The sequence below is a fragment of the Paenibacillus vulneris genome (assembly GCF_039543185.1).
GTDB lineage: Bacteria > Bacillota > Bacilli > Paenibacillales > NBRC-103111 > Paenibacillus_S > Paenibacillus_S vulneris.
In genome coordinates this window covers 235,168-260,333 of record NZ_BAABJG010000022.1, presented here as the reverse complement: position 1 = coordinate 260,333, position 25,166 = coordinate 235,168, and the positions used below count along the sequence as shown (strand labels likewise).

The 25,166-nt window shown below is 53.2% G+C and carries 14 protein-coding genes; 13 read left to right on the top strand and 1 reads right to left on the bottom strand.

What is annotated here, in order from left to right; translation table 11 throughout:
• Positions 1 to 92: 92 nt before the first annotated feature.
• From prmA to ABEA66_RS20950, 13 genes are all read left to right on the top strand, one after another.
• Positions 93 to 1,070 carry a 50S ribosomal protein L11 methyltransferase gene (gene prmA, locus ABEA66_RS21010; protein WP_192702742.1) on the top strand — a complete coding sequence of 326 codons (978 nt, stop codon included), beginning with the start codon at positions 93 to 95 and terminating at the stop codon, positions 1,068 to 1,070.
• A 9-nt stretch (positions 1,071 to 1,079) separates the two neighbouring features.
• A complete protein-coding gene (locus ABEA66_RS21005) occupies positions 1,080 to 1,757 on the top strand; it encodes a site-2 protease family protein (protein WP_345590464.1) in 678 nt (225 codons plus the stop codon).
• 127 nt (positions 1,758 to 1,884) lie between these two features.
• Positions 1,885 to 2,688: a 16S rRNA (uracil(1498)-N(3))-methyltransferase gene (locus ABEA66_RS21000; protein WP_345590562.1), complete on the top strand. Its 804-nt coding sequence runs from the start codon at positions 1,885 to 1,887 to the stop codon at positions 2,686 to 2,688.
• A 5-nt stretch (positions 2,689 to 2,693) separates the two neighbouring features.
• A complete protein-coding gene (gene mtaB, locus ABEA66_RS20995; protein WP_345590462.1) occupies positions 2,694 to 4,034 on the top strand; it encodes a tRNA (N(6)-L-threonylcarbamoyladenosine(37)-C(2))-methylthiotransferase MtaB in 1,341 nt (446 codons plus the stop codon).
• A gap of 81 nt (positions 4,035 to 4,115) precedes the next feature.
• Positions 4,116 to 4,544: an NUDIX hydrolase gene (locus ABEA66_RS20990; RefSeq protein WP_345590460.1), complete on the top strand. Its 429-nt coding sequence runs from the start codon at positions 4,116 to 4,118 to the stop codon at positions 4,542 to 4,544.
• A gap of 124 nt (positions 4,545 to 4,668) precedes the next feature.
• A complete protein-coding gene (locus ABEA66_RS20985) occupies positions 4,669 to 6,042 on the top strand; it encodes a class I SAM-dependent rRNA methyltransferase (RefSeq protein ID WP_345590458.1) in 1,374 nt (457 codons plus the stop codon).
• Between the two features lie 224 nt (positions 6,043 to 6,266).
• Positions 6,267 to 6,863 (top strand): nitroreductase family protein, encoded by a 597-nt coding sequence (locus ABEA66_RS20980; protein WP_345590456.1) that lies wholly within the window; start codon positions 6,267 to 6,269, stop codon positions 6,861 to 6,863.
• Between the two features lie 205 nt (positions 6,864 to 7,068).
• Positions 7,069 to 8,172: a rhamnogalacturonan acetylesterase gene (locus ABEA66_RS20975; RefSeq protein WP_345590454.1), complete on the top strand. Its 1,104-nt coding sequence runs from the start codon at positions 7,069 to 7,071 to the stop codon at positions 8,170 to 8,172.
• Positions 8,173 to 8,498: 326 nt separating this feature from the next.
• Positions 8,499 to 12,197, top strand: a complete 3,699-nt coding sequence (gene addB / locus ABEA66_RS20970) for a helicase-exonuclease AddAB subunit AddB (RefSeq protein WP_345590452.1) — start codon at positions 8,499 to 8,501, stop codon at positions 12,195 to 12,197.
• Positions 12,178 to 16,206 (top strand): helicase-exonuclease AddAB subunit AddA, encoded by a 4,029-nt coding sequence (gene addA / locus ABEA66_RS20965; RefSeq protein WP_345590450.1) that lies wholly within the window; start codon positions 12,178 to 12,180, stop codon positions 16,204 to 16,206. The genes addB and addA overlap by 20 nt, the downstream gene beginning before the upstream one ends.
• Positions 16,207 to 16,274: 68 nt before the next feature.
• Positions 16,275 to 17,438: an exonuclease SbcCD subunit D gene (locus ABEA66_RS20960; protein ID WP_345590448.1), complete on the top strand. Its 1,164-nt coding sequence runs from the start codon at positions 16,275 to 16,277 to the stop codon at positions 17,436 to 17,438.
• A gap of 21 nt (positions 17,439 to 17,459) precedes the next feature.
• Positions 17,460 to 20,918, top strand: coding sequence for an AAA family ATPase (locus tag ABEA66_RS20955; protein ID WP_345590446.1), 3,459 nt, complete (start codon positions 17,460 to 17,462; stop codon positions 20,916 to 20,918).
• A gap of 86 nt (positions 20,919 to 21,004) precedes the next feature.
• Positions 21,005 to 23,128 (top strand): stalk domain-containing protein, encoded by a 2,124-nt coding sequence (locus ABEA66_RS20950; RefSeq protein ID WP_345590444.1) that lies wholly within the window; start codon positions 21,005 to 21,007, stop codon positions 23,126 to 23,128.
• Here the strand turns inward: ABEA66_RS20950 and ABEA66_RS20945 are convergent.
• Positions 23,118 to 25,073, bottom strand: coding sequence for an FAD-dependent oxidoreductase (locus ABEA66_RS20945; protein ID WP_345590442.1), 1,956 nt, complete (start codon positions 25,071 to 25,073; stop codon positions 23,118 to 23,120). The genes ABEA66_RS20950 and ABEA66_RS20945 overlap by 11 nt on opposite strands.
• Positions 25,074 to 25,166 lie beyond the last annotated feature (93 nt).

Below are 25,166 nucleotides of genomic sequence, written 5' to 3'. Positions count from 1 at the left end.
CTTAATGGGGAAGCTTTTTTGTTTGCCGGAATTATTGTATACTGGGAATCATGTGCATTGCCATAGTTGAACGTTTAGGGAGGATTTTAGACATGCGTTGGCATGAAGTTACCGTACATACGACAGAAGAAGCAATTGAGATGATTACGAATTTTATCCATGAGCTCGGAGCGGGCGGAGTATCGATAGAGGAATCGGGGACCTTGAACAAACAAAGAGATACTTCCCTTGGGCAATGGTATGAGCTTCCTCTTAACGATATCCCGGAAGGACGTGCCGTTATCAAGGGCTATTTTTCCGACACGACAGAGATGGATTCCATTATGGAATCACTGAAGCGGTCGGTAGAGCAGCTGGCTGATTATGATATCGATACGGGAAGCCCGACTTATGAGCTGAAAGAAGTGGACGACGAGGATTGGGCTAACGCGTGGAAGCAGTATTTCAAGCCTTTGCGCATTTCCGAACGATTGACGATCAAGCCGACCTGGGAGGACTATCAGCCAACCCCTGAGGAGCTGATTATCGAGCTTGATCCTGGCATGGCATTTGGTACGGGGACTCACGCTACTACCTCCCTCTGCCTGAGAACGCTGGAGAAGGTTATTCAAGGCGGGGAGGACGTTATCGACGTGGGAACAGGCTCCGGCGTCCTTGCTATTGCAGCATCCAAGCTGGGGGCCAAGCATGTATTGGCCGTGGACCTGGACCCGGTAGCCGTATCAAGTGCTACGGAGAACGCAAGGTTGAATGGATTGGAGTCAAACATAACCGTCAAATTGTCCGACTTGCTCGGGGTTTTGAGAGAAAGCGAAGCGGAAGGCTCGGAGGCATCTCTGGGCGTGAAAATCCCGGTTCAGGTGGTTGTCGCTAATATTTTGGCGGAGATCATCCTCCTGTTTGTGAAGGATGTCTACGATGTATTGGCCCCTGGAGGCACCTATGTGGTTTCCGGGATTATCAAGAGCAAGCAGGATGACGTAGAAAAAGGGCTGGCGGAGGCCGGATTCACGGTAACCGAATGCCATGAAGACCAAGATTGGGTCGTTATCATCGCCCGAAAGCTGTAGGTGGAGTCTATGGATTGGAACTCGTTCTTGCCGTTTCCGGTTGAGCAGCTTCCGTTTGTATTTGTTGTGCTGCTGATCGGCTTTACGGTGCATGAATTTGCACACGCATTTTTCGCTGACCGGTTCGGGGACCCGACTCCCCGTTCCATGGGTCGGCTTACGTTAAACCCGAGGGTCCATCTGGATTGGCTCGGGATGATCTTTTTTCTGATCATTGGAATCGGGTGGGCGAAGCCGGTGCTGGTGAACCGTTCCCGCTTCAAAAATCCGCGTCTCATGGGGATTATCGTATCGGCCGCCGGTCCGGTCAGCAATCTTGTTCTTGCCTTTATCAGTCTTATTATTTTTTATTTGCTGATGAAATACCAAGCGCTGGACCATGCATCGAACGGCGTTGGTATGGCGGTGAAATTGTTTTTCAATCTGATGATATTGCAAAATATTTTTCTGTTTATCCTGAATTTGCTGCCGCTGCCTCCGTTGGACGGCTACCGGATTGTCGAGGATCTGCTCCCGACCTCTATCATGATGAAGATAAAGGCCTATGAGCAATGGCTGTTTTACGCTATATTGCTGATGTTCTTCATTCCGCCGATTCGCCGCGTAACGATAGGACCGGTTTTTGCTCTGCAGTGGGACATATTGGACGAGCTGAACCGCGTTGTTTTGTTCATATTCGGGAAATAGCAACGTACAGGAAACAGCTGCCGTCATTCGGGTATTGCTGTAAACGGTGGCTTTTTCATAAAAAAAGTTGTATGATGAAATTTGATGCTCAAGCAGTTGATATGTGAAAGAGAAAGTAGAGAAGACCATGCAGCGTTACTTTATTGCACCCGAGCTTTTCCTGGAATCGTCCGTAGCCATAGTCGGAGATGATGCCCACCATTTGAGCCGCGTCATGCGTGCCAAGGCAGGCGATCAAGTCATTGTCAGCGACGGCATGAGCCGCGAGGCGCTGGTCCGCCTTAGAGAGCCGGCAAAGGACAGAGTGGAAGCAGACATTATCGAATGGCTGCCTATGACCCATGAGCCTGCGGTAGAGGTTTGGATAGCGCAAAGCTTGCCCAAGGGCGACAAGATGGAGCTCGTTATTCAAAAAGGGACCGAAATCGGCGCAGACCGGTTTGTTCCCTTCGTATCGGAGAGAACGGTCGTTCAGTTAGATGCGAAAAAAGAAGGAAAACGGATCGAACGCTGGCAAAAAATTGCCAAGGAGGCCGCCGAGCAGGCTCACCGCAACCGGGTGCCCGCTGTAGAGGCGCCTCATTCATGGAAGCAGCTGCTGCAGCTGATCCCGCAAATGGATGCGGCCTGGATCTGCTATGAGAAGGAATCGGGAATTGCATTCAAAGAACAAATCCAAGAAGCTTTGTCCAAGAGCAAAGCGTTTCGTATAGATTCAGCCGATGGTGAAGGAACAGGCAATTTGGGCCAGCGATTGAAGCTGATGCTTGTCATTGGCCCTGAAGGCGGCTTTACCGAGCAGGAAGTGCAAGCGGCGGAAGCGGCGGGATGCCGTTCCGTCAGCTTGGGAAGACGTATATTGCGGACGGAAACGGCAGCAATGGTTGGTCTTACGTGTATTTTGTACGAAACCGGAGAGATGGGAGGATAACGAAGATGCCTACAGTTGCGTTTCATACGTTAGGCTGTAAAGTTAATTTTTACGATACGGAAGCGATTTGGCAGCTGTTCAAGCATGAAGGCTATGAGCAGGTCGATTTCGAGTCAACCGCGGATGTATATGTTATCAACACTTGTACCGTAACGAATACGGGCGATAAGAAGAGCAGGCAGATGATTCGTCGCGCGGTTCGCCGCAACCCGGAAGCGATCATAGCGGTTACAGGCTGCTATGCGCAGACGTCCCCGGCGGAAATTATGGCTATTCCGGGTGTCGATCTTGTTATCGGTACTCAGGATCGTGATAAAATCATTCCTTACGTGCAGCAGCTCGAGAATGAGCGCAAGCCGATTAATGCGGTTCGCAACATCATGAAAACCCGTCAGTTCGAAGAGCTGGACGTTCCCGACTTTGCAGACCGGACAAGAGCGTTTTTGAAAATCCAGGAGGGCTGCAATAACTTCTGTACGTTCTGTATCATTCCTTGGTCCCGCGGCTTGATGAGAAGCCGGGAACCGGAGAGTGTTCTGAAGCAGGCCCGGATGCTTGTGGATGCCGGTTATCAGGAAATTGTTCTGACAGGTATTCATACCGGCGGGTATGGGGAAGATATGGAGAACTACAGCTTGGCGAAGCTTCTCTGGGATCTGGATAAAGTGGACGGGCTGAAGCGTATTCGGATCAGCTCGATCGAGGCAAGCCAGATTACGGACGAGGTGCTGGAGGCTCTGCAGGGCTCGGATAAAATGTGCCGTCATCTGCATATTCCGCTCCAGGCGGGACATGACGCCGTGCTGGCCAGAATGCGCCGTAAATATACGACGGCCGAGTTCGGTAGCAAAATTGAGAAAATCCATAAGATTATGCCCGGCGTGGCTATTACGACGGATGTTATCGTCGGCTTCCCAGGGGAAACGGACGAAATGTTCCGTGAAGGATATCGTTTCATGGAGCAAATGCAGTTCTCTGAAATGCATGTGTTCCCTTACTCCAAACGCACAGGAACTCCTGCGGCGCGGATGGAGGATCAGATTGACGAGGAAATCAAAAATGCACGTGTTCACGAGCTGATCGATTTGTCCGAACGGATGCAGCTGGCCTATGCCAAGCAATTTGTCGGCCAAGTCCTTGAGGTGATTCCGGAGCGCGCTCATAAAGGGGAGGCTAACAGCGGCCTCATTATGGGATATTCCGATAACTACATTCAGCTTGTGTTTGAAGGCAGCGAAGATTGGATCGGCAGCGTATGTAAGGTGAAGGTAACGGAAGCGGGCGTGAATGAGTCCCGCGGACAGCTGCTGCGTCTTCCTGAAATGTCTCGCGCTTTGATCGTGTAGGGCAGCAATAAGCAAGGATTTCATTCCGGTTCCAGGGTGAAATCCTTGTTCTTTCTCAACTAAACGGAAAGGGTGGGCCGCATGAAAGAAATATCTGCTGGAGGGGTTGTATTCCGGAAAAACGGAAATGAAATGTATGTACAAATGATTCAGGATCGCTATGGCAAGATTACGCTTCCCAAAGGGAAAATGGAGCCTGGAGAAACCGTCGAACAAACGGCACTTAGGGAAATTTTGGAAGAAACGGGTATTGTCGGAGCGATTGTGGAGCCCATAGAGACGATCAAATATCAGTTTACGATGTCGGGTGTAGGTCTGGTCGATAAAGAGGTTCATTACTTTCTGGTCGAGGCGACCGGCGGTACGCTGCAAGCCCAGGTTGAAGAGATTCGGGGCGTCGAATGGCTGCATCCCTTGGAGGCATGGCATCAGCAGACGCATTCCGGGTACGGCAATAACGATAGCGTTTTGAAAAAGGCTTTGCATACTCTCGGGTACGAAGTGAACTAAACCGTTAAGAGGAGCCCATGGTTTTGTATGGTGCTCCATTTCTATTAGATCCTTCGCCCGCTTTAAATACATAACAATACACAGGCAAGTAAGTATAGAAGTTTCATTAGGAGGAACGGCTACATTGGCATCTATTTTTTTAAACAAAAAAAGAAAAAAACGGCTTGAAGCGGGGCATCCCTGGATTTTTAAAACGGAAGTCGAGCGGTTCGAGGGCGAAGCGGAGCCAGGGCAGCTGGTCGATGTATACACTCATGCGGGACAATATGGAGCCACCGGCTATTGGAACCCCGCCTCGCAAATTGTGGTCCGAGTCGTTTCTTATGAGCCGATAGCGGAGATGACGCATGAATTTTTCGCCGAACGGTTTCGCCGCTGTCTGGAGCACCGAGACCGCTTCCTGCAGGGGGCTCGTTCCTACAGGCTCGTTTACGGAGAAGCGGACTTTTTGCCGGGACTCATCGTCGACCGTTTCGAGGATGTGCTGGTCGTTCAAATATTGACCCTTGGCATGGATCGGGTTCGCGATGCTATTGTATCTGCGCTGGTAGAGGTTGTTCGTCCTACCGGCATCTATGAACGAAGCGATGTGTCGGTACGAGGGCTGGAAGGACTGGAAGAGCGGACGGGACTGCTGTACGGAGAATGTCCGCAGCATGTTCGCATTACAGAAAATGGGCTGCTGATGGATATTGATATCATGCAGGGACAGAAAACCGGCTATTTCTTCGACCAAAGGGAAAACCGCGCCGCTATAGCACCGCTGATGCTTGGATGGGGCAAACGGAGCGGGATTGCGCTCCAAGAGGTTGTCGGGGAAGACGGAGCCGGACAAGGAGTTATGGCTCCGTTCAATGCCAACGGTAAGCAGGTGTCCTTCCCTTACTGGGATGGCGCGACAGTGCTGGAATGCTTCTCCCATACGGGAAGCTTTACTTTGAATGCGTGCAAATATGGGGCCAAGAAGGTTACCTGCCTCGATATTTCCGAGCATGCAATTGAGAGTGCTAGAACGAATGTCAAGCTGAACGGCTTTGAGGACCGTGTTGAATTTGTCGTTGCAGATGCTTTCGAATATTTGCGTGAGCAGGTTAGAGGGCTGGATCAGCGTACAGAGCGCAGCCAGGCCGACAAGAAGAAGGTAGATACCTCACAGCCTATCCAGGCGAAGGGCAGGACATGGGATGTCGTCATTCTTGATCCTCCGGCATTTGCCAAAACGAGAAGCGCTGTGGAAGGCGCATGCAGAGGATATAAGGACATCAACCTTCATGGAATGAAGCTGGTCAATGAAGGAGGCTATCTCGTTACTGCGAGCTGCTCCTATCATATGAAGCCGGAATTGTTCCTGGAAACGATTCATGCAGCAGCCGTCGACGCTAAAAAAATATTGCGTTTAATCGAGTTCCGCGGCGCCGGTAAGGATCATCCGCGTATCCTGGGTGTCGATGAAGGGCATTACCTCAAATTCGCGATATTTGAAGTACGCAGCAAGTAAGAAAATAAGTAGTCGAATCCTTTAATGAAGCAGCGGTGAACAGGAGCTCTACCTTCCTGGATATCCGCTGTTTTTTGTTTAACCTTAGAGGATGCAGCCGAATCAGGCTGTTAGTTGAAGCAAATGGGCTTGAAATTGAAGCTTGCCGAACTTATAATGGTAATGATAATTATTCTCAAATTAAGACTTGCTTTGGACCGGCACAGAAAAGGTGGGACTCGATAATGAATCAATTAATCGATATAAAGATGCCCTTATGGGAAGCTATTAAAGACCGTCGCAGCGTAGGTAAAGTGAAGCAGGACCCAGTAGATAAGCAGCTGATAGAGACTTTGCTGGAAGCTGCGAACTGGGCCCCTAGCCACCATGCTACGGAACCATGGCGTTTCTTCGTCATGACGGGCGGAGGGAGACAGGCTCTGGCCGATGCGTATGCCGATATTGCGGCTGAAGCGGCTCCGCATGCTTCCGATGAGGAACTGCAAGCATTGAGACGCAAAGCGGGAGATAAAGCCTTCCGGGCTCCCGTGGTGATTGCGATTGCCGTATCGCCTTCAACAGCACCGAAGGTCAATCGAATGGAGGAATTTGCCGCAGCGCATTCCGCGGTTCAGAACATGCTTTTGACTGCACATGCCCTTGGTCTCGGAGCTATATGGCGTTCAGGTGAGCCTGCTTACCATCCGAGAATGAAGCAGGTGTTCGGCTTGAACGAATCGGAAGCGGTCGTCGGATTGATCTATATCGGGTATCCCGATATGCAGCAGCTGCCGGGCAAACGAAAGCCCGCGGCTGATAAAACCGTGTGGATGACAGAGTAAATAAGTTCTCATTCACAAGACAAAGCTCCCTTTGGCTGGAAGCGGAAAAAACTTTCTGCCGAAAGGGGCTTTTTTTGACATTCCTGCAGCTGTCTTATCTGCCAAACTGAGGTTTCAGATATTCATATGAGACTCAATAATTCACATTGATCTGCCCTCTGTCAGAGCTTACTATTATGGTAATAGCTGCAGGAGGGATGAAGAATTGAAGGTTCATTATCGATTTGCGCTTCATGAGGAAGAGACAAGCTCCGATTCGATTCCGCTTCAGGAATCGGCGGCTTACGATGCGGTTAAAGGCTACGGGTATGCAAAAGCGGTCAAGCCGTCTAAAAACGAGGATCTGAGGGATTCCTGGGCAGGGGACTACTTTGCCAAGCCTGTACCGACGCTGCTTGTGGATGTTCCCTATGGAGCCTACAGGGTATCCGTAACCCTGGGGAGCTGGGAGGCACCTTCGTCGACGACCGTCAAGGCGGGATTAGGGAGACTCATGCTTGATAACGTTAGAACGGAATCCGGTCAAATCGAGCGGTCGACATTTGCAGTGCTAGTAGAGGATGGTCAGCTGAAGCTTGCGGTTTCGGGAGAGGCGCCAAGCGTAAGAGCGATCGAAATCGAAAGCGCGCCTCGACTGCCTACCTTATTTCTGGCGGGAGATTCTACAGTCACGGATCAGCCGTCCGGACAATATCCGTACGCCGGCTGGGGGCAAATGCTGGGCAAGTTTCTGGGCCCGGAAATCGCCATATCCAATCACGCGCGGTCCGGAAGAAGCTCCAAGAGCTTTATTACGGAAAACCGGCTGAATAATATTTGGAATAAAATAAAGCCCTCCGATTATTTGCTGATCCAGTTCGCGCACAATGACGAGAAGGACAATGAGGGCGGGACGAAGCCCTTTACCACATACCAGCAATATTTAAAGGAATATATAGATGGAGCCCGCGAGCGGGGAGCCTTCCCCGTACTGGTAGCGCCGATGCACAGACGTTTCTTTGAGGAAAATCACTGTATCCGCAACACCCATGGCGAGTACATTGAGGCGATGCGTCAGCTTGCCGTACGTGAGGGAGTTCCCTTTTTGGATTTAGCGGCCAAGAGCAAGCAATTATTCGAGCGGCTGGGTGAGGAAGCGACCAAGGAAATTTTTATGTGGGCCGACCCCGGAACATGGGCTAATCTGCCTGAGGGAGCTCAAGACAATACCCATTTTTGCGAATACGGCGGAATTGAAATAGCCCGGCTCGTTGTGGAGTGTATCCGGGAAGCCGGTGTATCCCCGCTGATGACGTATTTACGAACCTGATTCTCCGAATCATAGAAATGTTTAAACTCTGGAACCGGAACGCGTTTGCGCCCGGTTTTTTTGTATTATAGGCGATGAAGCGCCGTCTATCGCAAGGAGGGTCCGGTTACGACCAAAAGGCTTAAGCGAATGGGGTGTACTCCCGGGCGCATCTTTTTCAGTCACCATGGATAAGAACGAATGTTCTAAGTTCCCATGGTATGATATACTAATCCAAAACATCCCTTTCCCACGATTCTTTATTTTTTGGTAGAATAGTAGAGTTAGGGAGTTATTTACAGAGGTTGGATAAGCACAGGTTTTACCATCGTTGAGGGGGAAGCGATATGGCGATCCGTTTTGTTCTCGGGAGATCCGGAAGCGGAAAAAGCGACTATTGTTTGCGAAATATAAAAGAAAAGCTGATCGAAGCGCCGAGCGGGAGGCCGATCATTCTGCTGGTTCCGGAGCAGGCAACGTTTCAGGCGGAATATGCGCTGGTCTCTGCACCCGAGCTTGGAGGCACGCTTCGCGCCCAGGTGCTCAGCTTTAGAAGGCTGGCATGGCGCGTCATGCAGGAAGCGGGAGGGACGGCAAGGCTGCCGATAGACGAAACAGGCAAAAAGCTGCTTCTTCATAAAATTATACATAGGCAAAAAGACCGTTTGAAGCTGTTCTCCACTACAGCGGATCAAATGGGTTTCATAGAAAAAATAAACGACTTGTTCAAGGAATTCAAAAGGTACTGTGTGACGTCGGAAGGCTTGTCGCAATTCCTGGAGAGCCCTTCGATGCAAAATCAGACACTGTCAATGAAGGAAAAGCTGCACGATCTTCAGCTTCTATTCGGAGAGTTCGAGCAGGAGCTGTCACGAACCTACCTGGATGGCGAAGATTATTTGACGCTGCTCGCATCACAGCTGTCGCAATCCGAGTACGTGCGCGATGCCGAATGCTGGATCGACGGCTTCCACGGCTTCACTCCCCAGGAATTTGCAGTCATTGAAAGCTTGGCTTCCGTATGCAGTGAAGTGACAATGACACTTTGTCTTAATAGGGAGTACCGCCTTGGCGAGAAGCCTCATGATCTGGATTTGTTTCATCCGACGGCGAGAACCATGCTCCAGCTGCTGGAGAGGATGGATAGGCTGCAGATTCCCGTTCGGGAAAGCATCCTGCTGAATGCGAGTCCGCCGGTTCGTTTTATGGAAAATCCTATGCTGGCTTACATGGAGCAAGCTTTTGAGCATCGGGTGAAGAAGCCCTACAACAGTCCCTTTAAGTCTGCTGCGGAAGGCATTCGTCTGACCGCTGCCGTAAACCGCAGAGCGGAGGTTGAGGGGGCGGCGCGCGATATTCTTAAGCTGGTCCGGGAGGAAGGGGCTCGTTTCCGAGATATTACCGTAACCGTAAGGAACGCGGAAGTCTACGGAGACCTGTTCTCCTCTACATTCGCCGACTTCGGCATTCCTTATTTTTTCGATCAGAAGAGAACGGTGATGCACCATCCGCTGGTGGAGCTGATTCGTTCGTCGCTGGAGGTTATTCTCCATTATTGGAAGTATGATGCCGTATTCCGCTGCGTCAAAACGGATTTCTTTTTGCCGCTCGGCAATGACGATACGGGGATCCAGTTGGATCGCCATGCGATGGACCAGCTCGAGAATTATGTGCTGGCCTTCGGGATTCAAGGAGCGCGGTGGTTCGACGGCAAGCCGTGGACTTATTCGCTGCGCGCCAGTCTTGAGCAGCCGGAGGCAACTGCAAGTGAAGCCGAAGCGGCCTTTTTACATAAAATGAATGTTTGCCGCAGCAGGGTCGCCGAACCGCTGTATGCGTTTCAGGAACAAATGAAGCGCAGCCGGACGGTTCAGGAGAAGGTAAAAGCGCTCTATGAGCTGCTGGTTCAGCTTCAGGTGCCGCAAAGGCTCGAGAGCTGGAGCCAGAGAGCCATTCGCGACGGAAAGCCGGAAAAAGCCCGTGAGCACTCCCAAGTATGGGACCGGATCATCGACATGTTCGATCAACTGGTAGAGCTTCTTGGGGAGGAAGAGGCGTCAACCGAGACGTTTGCAGCTCTTCTCGAAACGGGAATGGAAAGCATTAAGCTAGGGCTGGTGCCGCCGTCGCTCGATCAGGTTTTGATCGGAAGCATGGACCGGACGCGGACCGGTAACGTGAAGCATGTCTTTGTGCTTGGCGTCAATGAGGGCGTCATCCCGTCCAAAATGAAAGAAGACAGCGTGCTGAGCGAGCCCGAGAGGGAGAAGCTGACCGATCTCGGCTTACCGATGGCGGAGGGCAGCCGCAGAAAGCTGCTGGACGAGCAATTCCTTATTTATTGCTCCTTCTGTACGCCTTCCCAGTGCTTATGGCTCAGTTATCCGCTGGCCGATGAAGAAGGCAAGATGCTGCTTCCTTCCGAAATCATCCGGCATATGAAACGTATGTTCCCAGGGGTGAAGGAGCGATTGCTTATGAGCGAGCCTACGGCCGGCATGGGCTTAAATGAGCAGCTCGATTATATAGCGAGTCCCGGCAACGCCTTGTCCTATCTTATCGTCCAGCTGAAGCAGTGGATGAAAGGAGAGCCGATGCCGGAGCTTTGGTGGTCCGTATATAATTGGTTCGTCCGTCAGCCAGGCTGGGGAGCCCGTCTGGGCTTGACCCTGAAGTCGCTCCAGTACACGAATGAAGCGCTGCCTCTCAGTCCTGCAACGAGCCGTTTATTGTACGGCGAGCATGTGCTGACCAGCGTATCCAGAATGGAACGGTTCGTCGCCTGCCCCTTCTCCCAGTTCGCCTCACACGGTCTGCGTCTGCAGGAGAGGCGGATCTATCGCCTTCAAGCCCCGGATATCGGTCAGCTGTTCCATGCGGCGCTCAGCTTGTTTGCGGAGCAGGTGGCTCAGGATGGCGGGGACTGGGGAAGTCTGACAGCCGAGGAATGCATGGTCAAAGCCGGCAGCGTGGTCGATTTGCTGGCTCCAAGACTGCAAAGCGAGATCCTGTTCAGCTCCAAGCGCAATCATTATATTGCACGCAAGCTGAAGCAAATTATCGGGCGTTCGGCCTGGATGCTCGGCGAGCATGCGAAATACGGACAATTCCAGCCTATTGGACTCGAAATCGGTTTTGGCTCGGACCAGGCCATTCCACCGCTTACATATCAACTCGATAACGGGATCCGAATGGATGTGAGAGGACGTATTGACCGTGTGGATCGGGCGGATACGGAACAGGGTACGCTGCTGCGTGTAATTGATTATAAATCGAGTGCAACGGCGCTCCATCTGGCAGAGGTTTATTACGGCTTGTCGCTGCAGATGCTTACTTACCTGGATGTCATTATGACTCATGCCAAAGAATGGCTCGGAACGGAGGCCAAGCCTGCCGGAGTGCTGTATTTCCATGTACATAACCCGCTTCTCCAGACACAGAACCGGATTTCAGCGGAGAGAGCGGAGGAAGAGATCCGCAAAAAGTTCAAGATGAGAGGGCTCATACGCGCAGATGCCGAAACGGCACGGCTGATGGATGCTGCGCTGGCGGATTCCAGCGGCCATTCCCAGCTGATCCCCGTCGCACTCAAAAATGACGGCAGCTTCTACAAATCATCCTCGGTAGCGGACGACACTCAATGGACTCTGATGCGCAATTATGTCCGTAAAACGATCAAGGACATAGGCTCTTCCATGACAGGCGGGATCGTAGGGATTCAGCCGTACCGTATGGGGACGGAGGTCGCCTGCACGTTCTGCTCGTTTAGACCCGTATGCCAGTTCGATCCGCAGTTTGAGGCCAATGAGCACAGGGTGCTGCCGCCGATGGGCAAAGACCGTGCACTGGATATGATGAAGGAGCGGATGGAAGCCGCGGAAGCTTCACCGCAGGTCATTCCGTTCCGGCCGGCAAGGGCTCTGAAGAAGCAGAGCTCTTCACTCTTAGCGATCACCGATGAGAATGCGTCCAAGCCGGATTTGCCGCAGACGGATGATATGATTGACCTGACGGGAGGAATAACGAATGATCAACAAGATACCTAAGCCGGAAGGAGCTTCATGGACGGACGACCAATGGGATGCGATTTCGATCCACGGCCATGACATGCTGGTGGCTGCCGCAGCCGGATCCGGTAAAACGGCTGTTCTGGTTGAACGCATTATTCGACGGATTTCCAACGAGCATGATCCGGTAGATGTGGACAGGCTGCTCGTTGCGACCTTTACGAATGCAGCGGCCGCCGAAATGAGGCATAGAATCAGTGAGGCTCTGGAAAAAACGTTGGAACGTCATCCCGAATCGGATCATGTCCGCAAACAGCTGGCTCTGATCGGAAGAGCCTCCATCACTACGCTTCATTCCTTTTGTTTGGAGGTCATTCAGACTCATTACCAAAAGATTGCGCTCGATCCCGGATTCCGAATCGCCAACGAGACGGAGAGCGAATTGATGAGGCAGGATCTGATCGAGGAGCTGTTTGAGGAACGATACGAGGAGGCTTCCGAGGACAGTAACTTTTGGAGGCTTGCCGAATGGTTCAGCGGAGACAAGAGTGATGATGCCCTCTACAGATTGGTTCAGCGTCTATATGATGAATCGCGAAGCCATCCCAAGCCGTCGCAATGGCTTCAAGAGATGGCCTCGATGTTCGAAAGAACCGAAGGAACACCGAACCCATGGCTGCCAAGCTTGCTTGCTTCCGTCCGATTGGAGCTTGAAGGAATCGCATCTGTATTGAAGGAAGCAGTGCGCATTGCCGAACAGCCCGGGGGGCCCGCTCCTTATTTGCTTAATTTGAAGGAGGATCTGGAGGCTGTTGCTTATTTGCAGCAGGTGGCGGCCTATTCTTGGGAGCATTTGTATGATTCCTTCCAGGGAACCTCATTCGGCAAGCTGAAGCCTTGCAAGGGGGACCAGTACGATAAAGAGCTTCAAGAGCAGGTCAAGGAGCTCAGAAACAAAGCGAAGGACCAATTGTCGGGCATCGGGGCCGAGCTGTTCGGGCGGACTCCGGAGCAGTATGACGAGGAGCTCAGGATTATGGCTCCATTGATGCAAACACTCATAGAGCTGGTCATGGAGTTCGGGCGCAGGTACCAGCAGGCCAAAAAAGCCAAAGGGCTTGTCGATTTCGGTGATTTGGAGCATTACTGCCTGCAAATCTTATCGGAGGATGATGGGGAGTCCGAAGAGCTGAAGCCTTCACAGGTCGCACTCAGCTATCAGGAGCACTTCGTTGAAGTGCTGCTGGATGAATATCAGGATACGAACCGGGTACAGGAATCGATTGTAGCCTTGATATCGAGAACAGCCCCCGGGAATCGCTTTATGGTAGGCGATGTGAAGCAGAGCATTTACCGCTTTCGCCTGGCGGAGCCCGGATTGTTTCTCGAGAAATACAAGAGCTACCGGAACGATGGCACGGAGCCGGGGCAGCGCATCGATCTGGCGCAAAATTTCCGGAGCCGGCTGTCTGTCGTTCACGGAGTCAATTACATCTTCAAGCAGCTGATGGGCGAAACCGTCGGAGAAATTGCTTATGATGATAAAGCTGAGCTGAAGTACGGGGCTGCTTATTATCCGGAATGGGATACGGCCAGCAATGGACCGGAAGCCGCCGAATTGATTCTGATCGACCGTTCGGAGACGGAAGACAATAATACAGCAGCAGATGCTCCTTCCCAGGAAGGGAACGAGGCTGACGAGAGCACAGGAAGCGGGGAAGCCGCCGATCCGGCTCTGGAGGGTAAGGAGCTTGAAAACGTCCAGCTGGAGGCGCGTGCTATTGCCGCACAAATTCATAAGCTGCTCGGTACGAACGGAGAACAAGCCTTTCAGGTGTATGACAAAGCCACCGGCGGCAAACGAGACATTACCTATAGGGATATGGTGATTTTGCTCAGGGCGACCCAACAGTGGTCTCCGGTTCTCATTGAGGAGCTTCGGCAGCAGGGAATCCCGGCATATGCCGAATTAAATTCGGGATATTTCTCGGCAACGGAGGTAGAGGTGCTGCTGTCGCTGCTTAAGCTGATTGATAATCCTTATCAGGACATCCCGCTGGCTGCAGTGCTTCGCTCTCCGATCGTCCAGCTCTCCACGGAGCAGCTGGCCCAGATAAGGATAGCCGGCAAATACTCGGCGTTTTACGATGCAGTCAGAGCCTATGGCAAAGCTCCCTCGGAGCTTATGGAGTCCGGTGAAGACGCAGTCTGCCAGGAGAATGAATCGGAGAATGAGGACAATACGATCGATGATGCAGCGTGGAAGGAAGTTGCAGCCGGCCGTTCTGATGGTTGGGAACCGTTCGAAGTCTTGCCTGCCGGGGCAGATGCCGAATCGGATGCCAGGGACAAGGTGCAGCGGTTTTTAAAGCGGCTTCGCTCCTGGAGGGAAGAGGCAAAGGAAGGCTCACTTTCTGATTTGATCTGGAATATCTACAGGGAAACCGGGTTTTATGATTTTGTCGGGGGCTTGCCGGGAGGGCAGCAGCGCCAGGCGAATTTGCGCGCGTTATATGACAGGGCCAGGCAGTATGAAGCCACTTCGTTCAGAGGCTTATTTCGTTTCTTGCGCTTTATCGAACGGATGAGGGACGGAGGCGGTGATCTGGGTACAGCCCGCGCTCTGGGTGAGCAGGAAGATGTAGTCCGGATCATGTCCATACATAAAAGTAAAGGCTTGGAGTTCCCCGTCGTATTTGTAGCCGGTATGGCCAAGCGGTTTAACCAAAGGGATCTGACGGATACGTTTATGGTGCATAAGGACCTGGGCTTCGGACCGAAATGGATGGACCTGGAAGCAAGAATCAGCTACCCAACCCTGCCATGGCTGGCGATTCGCAGAAAAATGCGGATGGAAATGCTTGCAGAGGAAATGCGAGTCTTGTATGTAGCGTTGACAAGAGCCCGTGAGAAGCTTTATCTGCTGGCAACCGTAAAAGGGACGGATAAGCTTCTTCAGAGCTGGGCTAATGTATTGGAGCATGACGAGCCATTATTGCCAGACGATATGGTAGCGCGGGCGAAATGCTATTTGGATTGGATCGGCCCCGCTTTAATGCGTCATCCTGACGGCAGACAGCTCAGGGATCAGGCGGGAGCCGGATACCGCCTACCCGCTTTCATGGCGGAGGAGCTGTCCAAATGGCTGGTCCATTGGGTAAGACCCGATATGTTCACGGCTTTGGAGGAGGCGGCTGTAAGCTTTGAGCTGTCGGAGGAACGGAAGCAGGCTGTTTTCCGGCTGGAGCCTGTAACCGGGGAGGACGGGACCGAGTGCCTGTTTGAATCCCATATCGAAGAACGGCTGTCCTGGTCATATGAATTTGCCAAGTCCTCCTCGCTGCTGTCGAAAACATCCGTAACGGAATTAAAACGGCTTTCCGAGCATCACAAGCTGCTGGAGCTCGTATCTGAGGAAGCGCCTGCCGGAGTATCCGAAGTTCTGGGTCAGCAGGAGCCAAAAAGTGTGTATCAGCCTGCGATCGTGCGTCGGCCCCGTTTCATGGAGCAGTCGAAGTTGAATGCGGCCGAGAGAGGAACGGTATTCCATTCGGTTATGCAGCATATGCCGATCCATTTCACACCGTCGGTAGAGGTGGTCAAGGAAACTTTGGCGATGATGGTGCACAAGGAGCTGCTTACGGAGACTCAAAAAGAGGTCGTTGACGCTGAAGTTATCGTCTCGTTCTTCCGTAGCGACCTTGGACAGCGTCTTTTGCAATCGAAGGCTGTGCACAGGGAGGTGCCGTTCAGCTACGGGCTGCCTGCAAGGGAAGTCTATAGCGGAACGGATGCGGCTTCCTCCGAAGAAACGATTCTGCTGCAAGGGGTTATTGATTGCGTGTTCGAGGAAGCGGACGGGCTCGTGCTTCTTGATTATAAAACAGACCGGTTAAAGGGCCAGGGAGAAAAATCGCTGCAGGCGGTTCGTGACCGCTATCAGCTTCAATTGGACTTGTACGCCCAGGCGATCTCCAGGATATGGAGAAGGCCGGTAACCGGGAAATATATCTTTTTGTTTGACGGGGCTCACATTTTGGAGTTGTAAAACCTTATGCGAGTTTGGACTTTGTTTAGGATACAGTCAGGCATACATGCCGGAAGGGAGGGGCTTCGATGCGGATATTGCATACGGCTGATTGGCATTTTGGACGGCAGCTGGAAGGAAGGAGCCGGTTGGAGGAGCAGGAAGCCTTCGTAGAGGAGCTGTCACAGCTGGTGAAGGATCAATCGATTGACCTGGTGCTGATCGCAGGCGACGTATATGATTCCGTCAATCCGCCGGCTGCGGCGGAGCAGTTGTTTTACGACGCGTTGGCCCGGCTGGCAGACAACGGCAATAGGCCAGTTGCCGTTATTGCAGGCAACCACGATCATCCGGACCGTTTGGCTGCGGCGGCCCCTTTGGCGCAAAAGCTGGGAGTTCGGCTCGCAGGGTTGCCTGAGGACCGGATCGAGCGTATTGATATTGCAAGAACAGGGGAGCAGGCTTGCTTATTTTCATTGCCTTATCCTTCGGAATCGCGTCTTAAGGAGCTGCTATCCGAGCAGGTGGAGGAAGAGCTGCTGAGGGCAGCATACTCGGACCGGGTCAAATATATTGCGGCACAGCAGGCGAAGCATTACAGGAACGATACGGTCAATCTGCTGATGAGCCATATTTATGTCCTTGGCGGTGCGGAGAGCGAATCGGAACGGCCCATCCAGGTAGGAGGCGCCTATACGGTAGATACGGCGGCGCTGGCTGTCGGTGCGCAGTATGTCGCACTCGGTCATCTGCATAGACCGCAGACGATTAAAGCTCCATCGCTAATGCGGTACAGCGGATCGCCTTTGGCGTATAGCTTCTCGGAAGCGGGACAGGCCAAATCGGTCACGGTGCTGGACGTGAAGCCGGGTGAAGCGCCAAAGCTGGAGGAGCTGTTCTTGACCAGCGGCCGACCGCTAACGCGTTGGAGAGCGGAAGACGGCTTGGCTCAGGTGCATGCGTGGCTGGAGGAAGGAAAGGACGCGAGGGCCTGGATTGATCTGGAAATCCATATGTCCGAGGCGATGTCGATGGAGCAAATCCATTTGCTGCGCAAGGCTCACGAAGGGATTGTCAATATACGCCCGATCTATCCGGAGATGGAAGCGGCAGCGGCATCTTCTGTTTCAATGCGCAGTATGCCGATGGATGAGCTGTTCCGCCGTTACTATGCGAGACAAACAGGCGGAGCCGAGCCGGAGGCTGAGCTGGTGAAGCTGTTTATGGAGCTGTTGGAGGCTCCGCAGGGATAAGACGAAAGGAGGTTAACATTTTTGAGGCCGATATACCTTCAAATGGCAGGCTTACAGAGCTACCGCGAGGTACAGGAGATTGATTTTACGGCGCTATGCGATGCGGGCGTGTTCGGGATTTTCGGACCGACGGGTAGCGGCAAATCGACCATTCTCGATGCCATGACCTTGGCGTTGTTCGGCAAGGTGGAGAGGGCGGCGAACGGGACGCAGGGCATTATGAACCATGCGGAGCAGGCTCTCAGCGTCTCGTTTACGTTCGAACTGGGGCATGCTTCCGGGGCGCAGCGCTACAGAGTAGACCGCCAATTCAAGAGAGGCGGGGAGGTTTCCGTTAACAATACCGTAAGCCGGCTTATCCGCTATCAGGATGGGGAGACGGTCGTCCTGGCGGATAAAGCGGGAGAAGTCAATCAGCAGGTCCAGGATATTTTGGGCTTGTCGATGCAGGACTTCACGAGAGCGGTTGTGCTTCCGCAAGGCAAATTTGCGGAGTTTCTCGCATTAAAGGGCAGCGAACGGAGACAAATGCTGCAGCGGTTGTTTCATCTGGAGCCGTATGGCGACCAGCTGAGCGCCAAGACAGCCGCCCGCTATAAGGAAACGGATATAGCGATCAAGGAGATCACCGCCGAGCAGCAGGGGCTCGGCGATGCGTCGCAGCCGGCGCTGGATGCCGCGGCGGCCGCGCTTGAAGCGGCAGCGCAGGCTGCACAGCGGCTGCGCGAGCAGCTTGCCGCCTGCGAGGCGCGCGCAGCCGAGCAGCGCCGCGTGCGCGAGCTGCAGCAGGAGCTCGCGGCCGTGCGCGTGCAGCGCGAGCAGCACGCCGCCCGCGCGCCGCACGTGCTCGCGCTGCAGGCGCAGCTCGCCCGCGCCGCGCAAGCGGAGCTCGCGCAGCCGTACGCGCGGCAGCGCGAGCAGGCGCTGGCGCGGCTGGCCCGCGAGCGCGACGCGGCTGCGGCAGCCGAAGCGGCGCTGCAGAGCGCGCAGGCCGCGCTGGAGCAAGCGCAGGCCGCGCATGCCGCCGCGCGAGAGGCGCTCGCCGCGCAGGAGGCGCCGCTGCTGCTGCGGCTCGACAAGCTGCAGCAGGCGCAGGCGCTCGCGGCAGAGCTGGAGCAGCAGCGCGAAGCGCTCGCCAGGCTCGCTGCGCAGGACGCGCAGACGGAGGCTGCTCTTGCCGAAGCGCGCGAGCAGCTTCTGCGGGAGCAGGAGCTTCGCGACAAGGCCGTCAAGCGCCAAGCTGACCTGAAGGCGGAGCTTGCGCTGGTGGAGGTGCCGAGCGGGATCCGGGAGCGCCTGCAGGAGGCGCTGCAGGAGAAGCGGACGATCGAGCAATGGCGTCAGCAGCTTGAAGAGCAGCGTGCGGAGCGCGAGCGCCACGAGGCCGGGCTGCAAGCTATCGCGCAGGAGCAAGCTGAGTTACAAAGCAAAGAGAGCCAATGGGGACAAGACTTGTCTGCCTGGCTTCAGGATATGTCCGAGATCTACTCGGCAGTAAGCGGTCATGAGGATAGCCTGACCGGGATTGCGGAGGCTATCCCGGGATTAATCGGCGATTTCAAGGCTGCGGGACGCGAAGCCGAGCTGAAAGCCATGGCGGCTGCATTAGCCGCCAAGCTGGAGAGCGGAGATCCATGCCCGGTATGCGGTTCGACGCATCATCCGGCTCCCAATTCGCTTCACGAGCATGAGGCGGAGACAGGCTCTGATACCGAGGCCGCGATTGCCCGGCTTGAGCACTTGCTGCTTCAAGCGAGGCAGCAGCAGCTGGCGGCAAGCCAGCTGAGTTTGAGCTTGAACCATGTCGTTCAGCAGTGGAGGTCCATGCTTCCGCAGCTGCAGGTGAATGAAACGTTGGCCGAAGCGGCTGCAGCCATCGAGGCATGGGAACTGCGATCCGAACGGGAACGGTCCTACACGGTGGTCGATCGATCTGCGGCTGAGCAGCAGCTGAAGGAGGATTTTCAGCAGGCCGAGAACGGTCTGACGGAGGCTAACAAGCAATATCAGCTGCTGCAGAAGAGGCTTCAGGAGCTGCTGCAGCTCAGGGGAAGCCTGGATCGGATGAGCGGAGAGCTGCGTTCCAAGCAGCAGACCTTACATACACTGGCGGCTGGGGTCCGGCAAAAAACGGAGAAGCTCCAGCAAACCGTCAGCGAATTGACGGATTCATGGAAACGCAAGTTTTCCGATATCGATTATGAGCAAGTCGAAGCAGCTGCAGAGCGCCAACGCAAGAGCCTGCAGCAGGCGGAGGACATCCGCCAGCGGCTGGACAAGAGCGTAGGCTTTATAGACGAAAAGCTGCTTGCGATCAGCGGGATTCAGCAGCGAATGAACGAGCTGGACCGCCAGAGCGTTCAATGGAAGACGGAATGGAAAAGCGTCCATCAGCAGGTGGAGGAGAAAGCCGCTAAGCTGACGGAATGGGCAGGCAGCGGGGACATTCAATCCCAAATGGAGGCTGCTTCCAAGCAACTGGATGGACTAAGGCTTGCCAATGATCGGACGAAGCTGGAACATGAGTCGTCCCAGTTGGCCGGACAGCAAGCCGCACAAGCCTATGCAGCGGCCTGCAAGGCGGTCCAGAACGCGGCGGAGCAGGCGGAGCAAGCGGAGGAGGAGTGGAAGCGTCAAGGCGCTCTGCATAGCTTTGCTTCACCGGAGGAAGTCATCTCCGCATTAATTTCCGACGATAACAAGCAAGCCTGGAGCGCGGAGGTAGAAGCCTACAGCAAGCTGGAGCATCAGCTCAGGACTCAGGAAGCCCAATTGGCCGGGCTGCTGGCCGGACGCAGCATTACAGAGGAGCAGTGGGCAGCGATGGAGTCCGAGCTTGCCGAATGCAAGCGGCTCGATGAAGCAGCGCTTCAGGCTAAGGCAAAGGCAGAACGGGACTGGGAATCGATCCAAGCCAAGCACGCAAGGTGGAGCGAGCTGGAATCCAGGCGGTTGGTCAAGCAGAGCGAGCTGACGCTGCTCAGCAAGCTGCAGTCGGTGCTGCGGGGCAATGCCTTCGTCGAATTTTTGGCTGAAGAGCAGCTGATGCAGGTAAGCCGTGCGGCATCCGAGCGTCTGGGACAGCTCACACGGCAAAAGTATGCCATTGAAGTCGATTCCTCCGGCGGCTTTATCATTCGGGACGACTCTAATGGAGGCGTGAAGAGACCGGTTTCCACGTTATCTGGCGGAGAAACCTTCCTCACATCGTTATCGTTAGCCCTGGCCTTATCTGCACAAATCCAGCTGAAGGGGCAATATCCTCTGGAATTTTTCTTCCTCGACGAAGGATTCGGCACGTTGGATCAGGATTTGCTGGAGACGGTCATTGTTGCGCTGGAGAAGCTGCATTACGATAAGCTGACGGTAGGGGTCATCAGCCACGTTCCCGAGCTTCGTGCCCGTCTACCGCGCCGGCTGGTCGTACAGCCTGCTGAGCCCGGAGGCAAAGGAAGCAGCGTCTATTTAGAAACCTTATAGGCATTTATACGTAAATAGATTCATTATGGATAAAATCGACGGTCCACTCGCAGCCGGTTACAGGCAGCGAGAGAGGGGAGAAGAACATGGCTGCTGCTACACCTAAAGTAATAACCCGTTGGATCAAAGGCTTGCTTGCGTTAACGATGGCTTGCGGCTTGTGGCTGGGAGCATCCCCGGCGCATGCCGACCCGATATGGGATCGCTGGAAGGCTGCTGAAGCCGCCGTGAACGCCGGCCGCCCGGAAGAAGCGGTGCCCCATTGGGAGTTTTTGGTTGATCACTATGCATCCATCGAGGATTGGCAGAGTGCCGCGCTGTTCAGCGGCAAGCTGGACGAATATTTTGACAGCATCCGCGATTATGACAATGCCATTCGCTATTATGAGCTGGAAAATCAATATTGGCTCTTATACGGCAAGGATTGGGGAGCCGTCGACCTTCAACGCGCCGAGCAGATAAGGACGATTCTGGACGTTTACATGTCCACGGACGATACGGAGCTTTTGCGGCAGCAGGGGGCTCCGAAGAACGGCAAGCTGGCCAAATTCGAGCCGGAGTACGGTATGTATATCGGCATGTACTCCGAGCAGGACCCTGCGATGCAAAATCAGTTCACCAAATCGAAATCCCTGTACGGGAAAAATCATGCCCTGTACTTGGCATACGCACAGGTAGGGAATCCTTTTCCCCAGCAGTATGCCGTAAGAGCCAAGGAAGCGGGAGCGGCCTTGCAGATCGCATGGGAGCCATCCAAGGGGCTCGATTCGGTCCAGGATGACGCCTACCTGCGTCAATGGGCGCGCGCAGCCAAAGCGTCCGGCATCCCTATTTTCCTTCGCTATGCCAGCGAGATGAACGGAGATTGGGTCGTGTGGCATGGCGATCCGGCGAAGTATATAGAAAAGTTCCGTCTTGTCCATGATGTGATGGCCGAAGAAGCCCCTAATGTGGCCATGGTTTGGAGTCCCGGTGATGTTCCGGCCTACTCGATGGATGTCTATTATCCAGGGGATGATTATGTGGATTGGGTCGGTGTCAGTATGTATACGGAGCCGTATGAGAACGGCGACCCCAAGCAGGCGAATATGCAAGCAACGAGTCCGATCGAGAGGCTGGATTACCTGTATAAGACTTATTCGGACCGGAAGCCTCTCATGATCAGTGAAACGGCTGTTTCCCACTATGCCCACATTCCGCAAGAATCGTTTACGGATTACGGTCTGCTGAATTTGCAACGGTTATATGAGATCATGCCGCTTAAGTACCCGCGATTGAAGTCCATCACCTATTTTAATGTGGATCTGAAAAACCGCGAATCGCAGAATAACTATTTGCTCGGAGCCAACGAGCAGATGAAAAGCTTGTACAGCCGGATGATCGCCTCCCCGTTTTATTTATCCAAGGTGGAGCAGGGAGCCAAGCCATCGGACGGCATCGGCCATGTGAAGCTGGGAGGTTCTGACAACACCTTCGCGGTCAAAACGAAAATCACGCCTTGGGTCAAAATTCCCGATATTTATATCGGAAAAATCGAATATTCGATCAACGGGGAGATCATTGAATCCCAGACGAACCCTCCTTTCGGGATCGAACTGAGTGCCGGGCAAGTCGCTGAAGGATCGAATCTTCAGCTCACGGTATACAATCGAAGCGGAACGAAGGTCGCATCCAAATCGTTTGCCTTATCCTCCCAGGTTACCGTTGAATTGAACGGGCAGCGGCAGCAGTACGAGCAGCCGCCTGTAATCCGGGACGGTAATACATTGGTGCCGCTAAGGGCTATCTTCGAAGCGATGGGTGCTGACGTGACTTGGGATGAGAAGACGCAGACGGCGGCAGGACGCAAAGGGGATATAACAATCTCTCTGAAAATTGGGGATCGGCAAGCCTGGAAAAACGGGCAGGCCGTTCAGCTGGAAGCAGCAGCACAGCTGGTTAACGGCTACACGATGGCGCCTGCCCGATTTATCGGTGAGGCGTTCGGAGGACAGCTTAGCTGGGATGGGGCAACTCGAACCGTAACAATTAAATCCTCAGGGGCTAAGACCGCCTTTCATAATCCTTCCATAGAGCAAAAGCCTAAGGAAACACAACAACCCGATTCTGTTCAAGAATCGGGTTGGTTTTCCAAGCTGCTATGGACTGCGGGGCTCATTGTCCAAGCCGCGCTTTCTTTTATCGGTCAAATGATAGCCTCTATATTTTAGCCGGCACTTTTAAATCCTCAATAATCGATTTCGCAACCAGCCGCGCACTTGAAAATGCTCTCTCCGCCAGCTCGCCTTTTCCGACACAACCATCTCCGCAGAAATAAAACGGTACATGATCCAAACGAGTAGGCAGCAGCTCGTTCGTTACGATGTTTTTCACGCTGGCTACCATCGCTTTTTTGGAAACACGCTTCACTGCGGTTTCATCCCGCCAGCCTGGGTAGTAATGATCGAACAGGTCTTCCATTTGCTTCGTTTTCTTTTCCAAATAATCTTTACGCTCCTGTTCGTCCGCGAAGCTGTCGCTTAAGTAGGCAATCCCTTGCAGCAGCTGACCGCCTTCAGGAACCAACGTATGGTCCGTTGCCGATACGTCGCTGATGAACAGCTTATTGTCCATATCGCTAATGTAGGAGAATGGACTGGCTACGACGCGTTTCAGGCCGATATCGTACACCATAACCTCGGTTGCGGTATTGTTTTCGTAAGGAGCCAGGAACGGTTCCCAAGGTGTGCCTTTGAGAAGCTTGCATGTTTGCTGAACAGGCATCGCGAAGATGACGCGATCGAAGCTCTCTTCACGGTTTTTCGTTTTCAACTGGTATTTACGATCCGCATATTGAATGGACTCAACGCCTTCCTGGAGCGCCAATTCCCAGCGGCCGGAAATTTCGATTTTTTGCCGCAGCTGATTTGTAATAACGGCCCAGCTTCCCAATATATAGTTTACCGGACGGCTGGACAGGAACAGGTTATGGTAATATTCGCTGATGACCGCACCTGGAACCTTGCGGGCTTCCTCCGGAGTAATAAAGAAGTTGGAGCACACTAGATGTTCCCACAGCTCCTTGACATCCTCGTCGGCATCGGAATGAGCCAGATAGTCGCCTAGCGTTTCATAATTTTTAACATTGTGGATATGGGCAATAATCGCGGTGATTTCCCCAACGAAGCGCACCTTTTGCATCGTGTTTAATAGTTCGGTCCGCATCAGGTTGACGAAATCGAGTGGAGCAGGCGTTAATTGATCGTGCTTCGCATACATAACTCTGCGTTTGTCCACCTGCTTGGAGCTGAAGGAAAGACCAAGCTCACGCTCCATCGTTGAAATTTCATGACGATCGATACCATAGATGGCATGGGCTCCATAATTTAAGGTGAAGCCTGCTTTCTCGTACGTGAACGCGCGGCCGCCCAGCTGCGGACTTCTCTCGAATAAGACGCCTTCGACTCCAGGCTGCTCCGACAAATAAGCGGCTGCCGTCAAGCCGGCCAATCCGCCTCCAATAATTGCGATTCTCATCTTCTTTTCCTCCTTAGCGCTATGCGCAAGCCATGCCGCTTCCGGCCCTGCTTGCCTCGTTTCTACCGAGATGGATGATTCTTGTTGTTCCAAACGTAGACCTGACCAAACCCACGCCAGGTTGCTGCGCATTAAATCAGGTAAGTCCATTTCCTCTTGAGAGCACCACATCCACAACGTTCCTCTGTATGCGGTAATGAGCAGCCTAACTTTATTCGCCTCTGGAAGCCAATAAAGCAGCCGATCGTACAGCAGCTGAAATTGTTCGTCTTCAATGTTTTTGACCGACTCATTTTGCAGTGACAAGGCGATTAAACTGCGTACCAGCCTGGGATAAGCCTGAATATTCGACGCCAAGTCTAAAAAGAGTCTGTTTATATGTCCTTCCAAGGATTGGACTTGGGACGGTTTCTTTACGGCCCATTCGCTGATTGTATGGATTTGCTTGCGGTAAATTTCCCGCAAAATCTCATCCTTCCCTTTAAAATAATGATAAAAGGTTCCTTTTGACGTGTTCGTAGCCGCGATGATGTCATCTACGGAAACTTGCTCATAGCCATGCTCTATGAACAATCGAAGGGCAACCTCAATCATGTATTCCCGCTTCTTTCTCGTTGCCGATCGCATCAACCGGTTCATTCCGACCCACCTCACAAGTCTTTTCGGCTTCATTATACCTAAAATTAGACTGTGAGTCTATAAGTGAAAAAGCCTATGAAATGAATGGTTTGA

Excerpts from the sequence above, each read along its gene's own strand:
- ABEA66_RS21000 (WP_345590562.1), top strand. The coding sequence starts at position 1,885 with ATGCAGCGTTACTTTATTGCACCCGAGCTTTTCCTGGAATCGTCCGTA.
- ABEA66_RS20980 (WP_345590456.1), top strand. The coding sequence starts at position 6,267 with ATGAATCAATTAATCGATATAAAGATGCCCTTATGGGAAGCTATTAAA.
- prmA (WP_192702742.1), top strand. The coding sequence starts at position 93 with ATGCGTTGGCATGAAGTTACCGTACATACGACAGAAGAAGCAATTGAG.
- ABEA66_RS20960 (WP_345590448.1), top strand. The coding sequence starts at position 16,275 with ATGCGGATATTGCATACGGCTGATTGGCATTTTGGACGGCAGCTGGAA.
- addB (WP_345590452.1), top strand. The coding sequence starts at position 8,499 with ATGGCGATCCGTTTTGTTCTCGGGAGATCCGGAAGCGGAAAAAGCGAC.
- ABEA66_RS20990 (WP_345590460.1), top strand. The coding sequence starts at position 4,116 with ATGAAAGAAATATCTGCTGGAGGGGTTGTATTCCGGAAAAACGGAAAT.
- addA (WP_345590450.1), top strand. The coding sequence starts at position 12,178 with ATGATCAACAAGATACCTAAGCCGGAAGGAGCTTCATGGACGGACGAC.
- ABEA66_RS20950 (WP_345590444.1), top strand. The coding sequence starts at position 21,005 with ATGGCTGCTGCTACACCTAAAGTAATAACCCGTTGGATCAAAGGCTTG.
- ABEA66_RS20945 (WP_345590442.1), bottom strand. The coding sequence starts at position 25,073 with ATGAACCGGTTGATGCGATCGGCAACGAGAAAGAAGCGGGAATACATG.
- ABEA66_RS21005 (WP_345590464.1), top strand. The coding sequence starts at position 1,080 with ATGGATTGGAACTCGTTCTTGCCGTTTCCGGTTGAGCAGCTTCCGTTT.
- mtaB (WP_345590462.1), top strand. The coding sequence starts at position 2,694 with ATGCCTACAGTTGCGTTTCATACGTTAGGCTGTAAAGTTAATTTTTAC.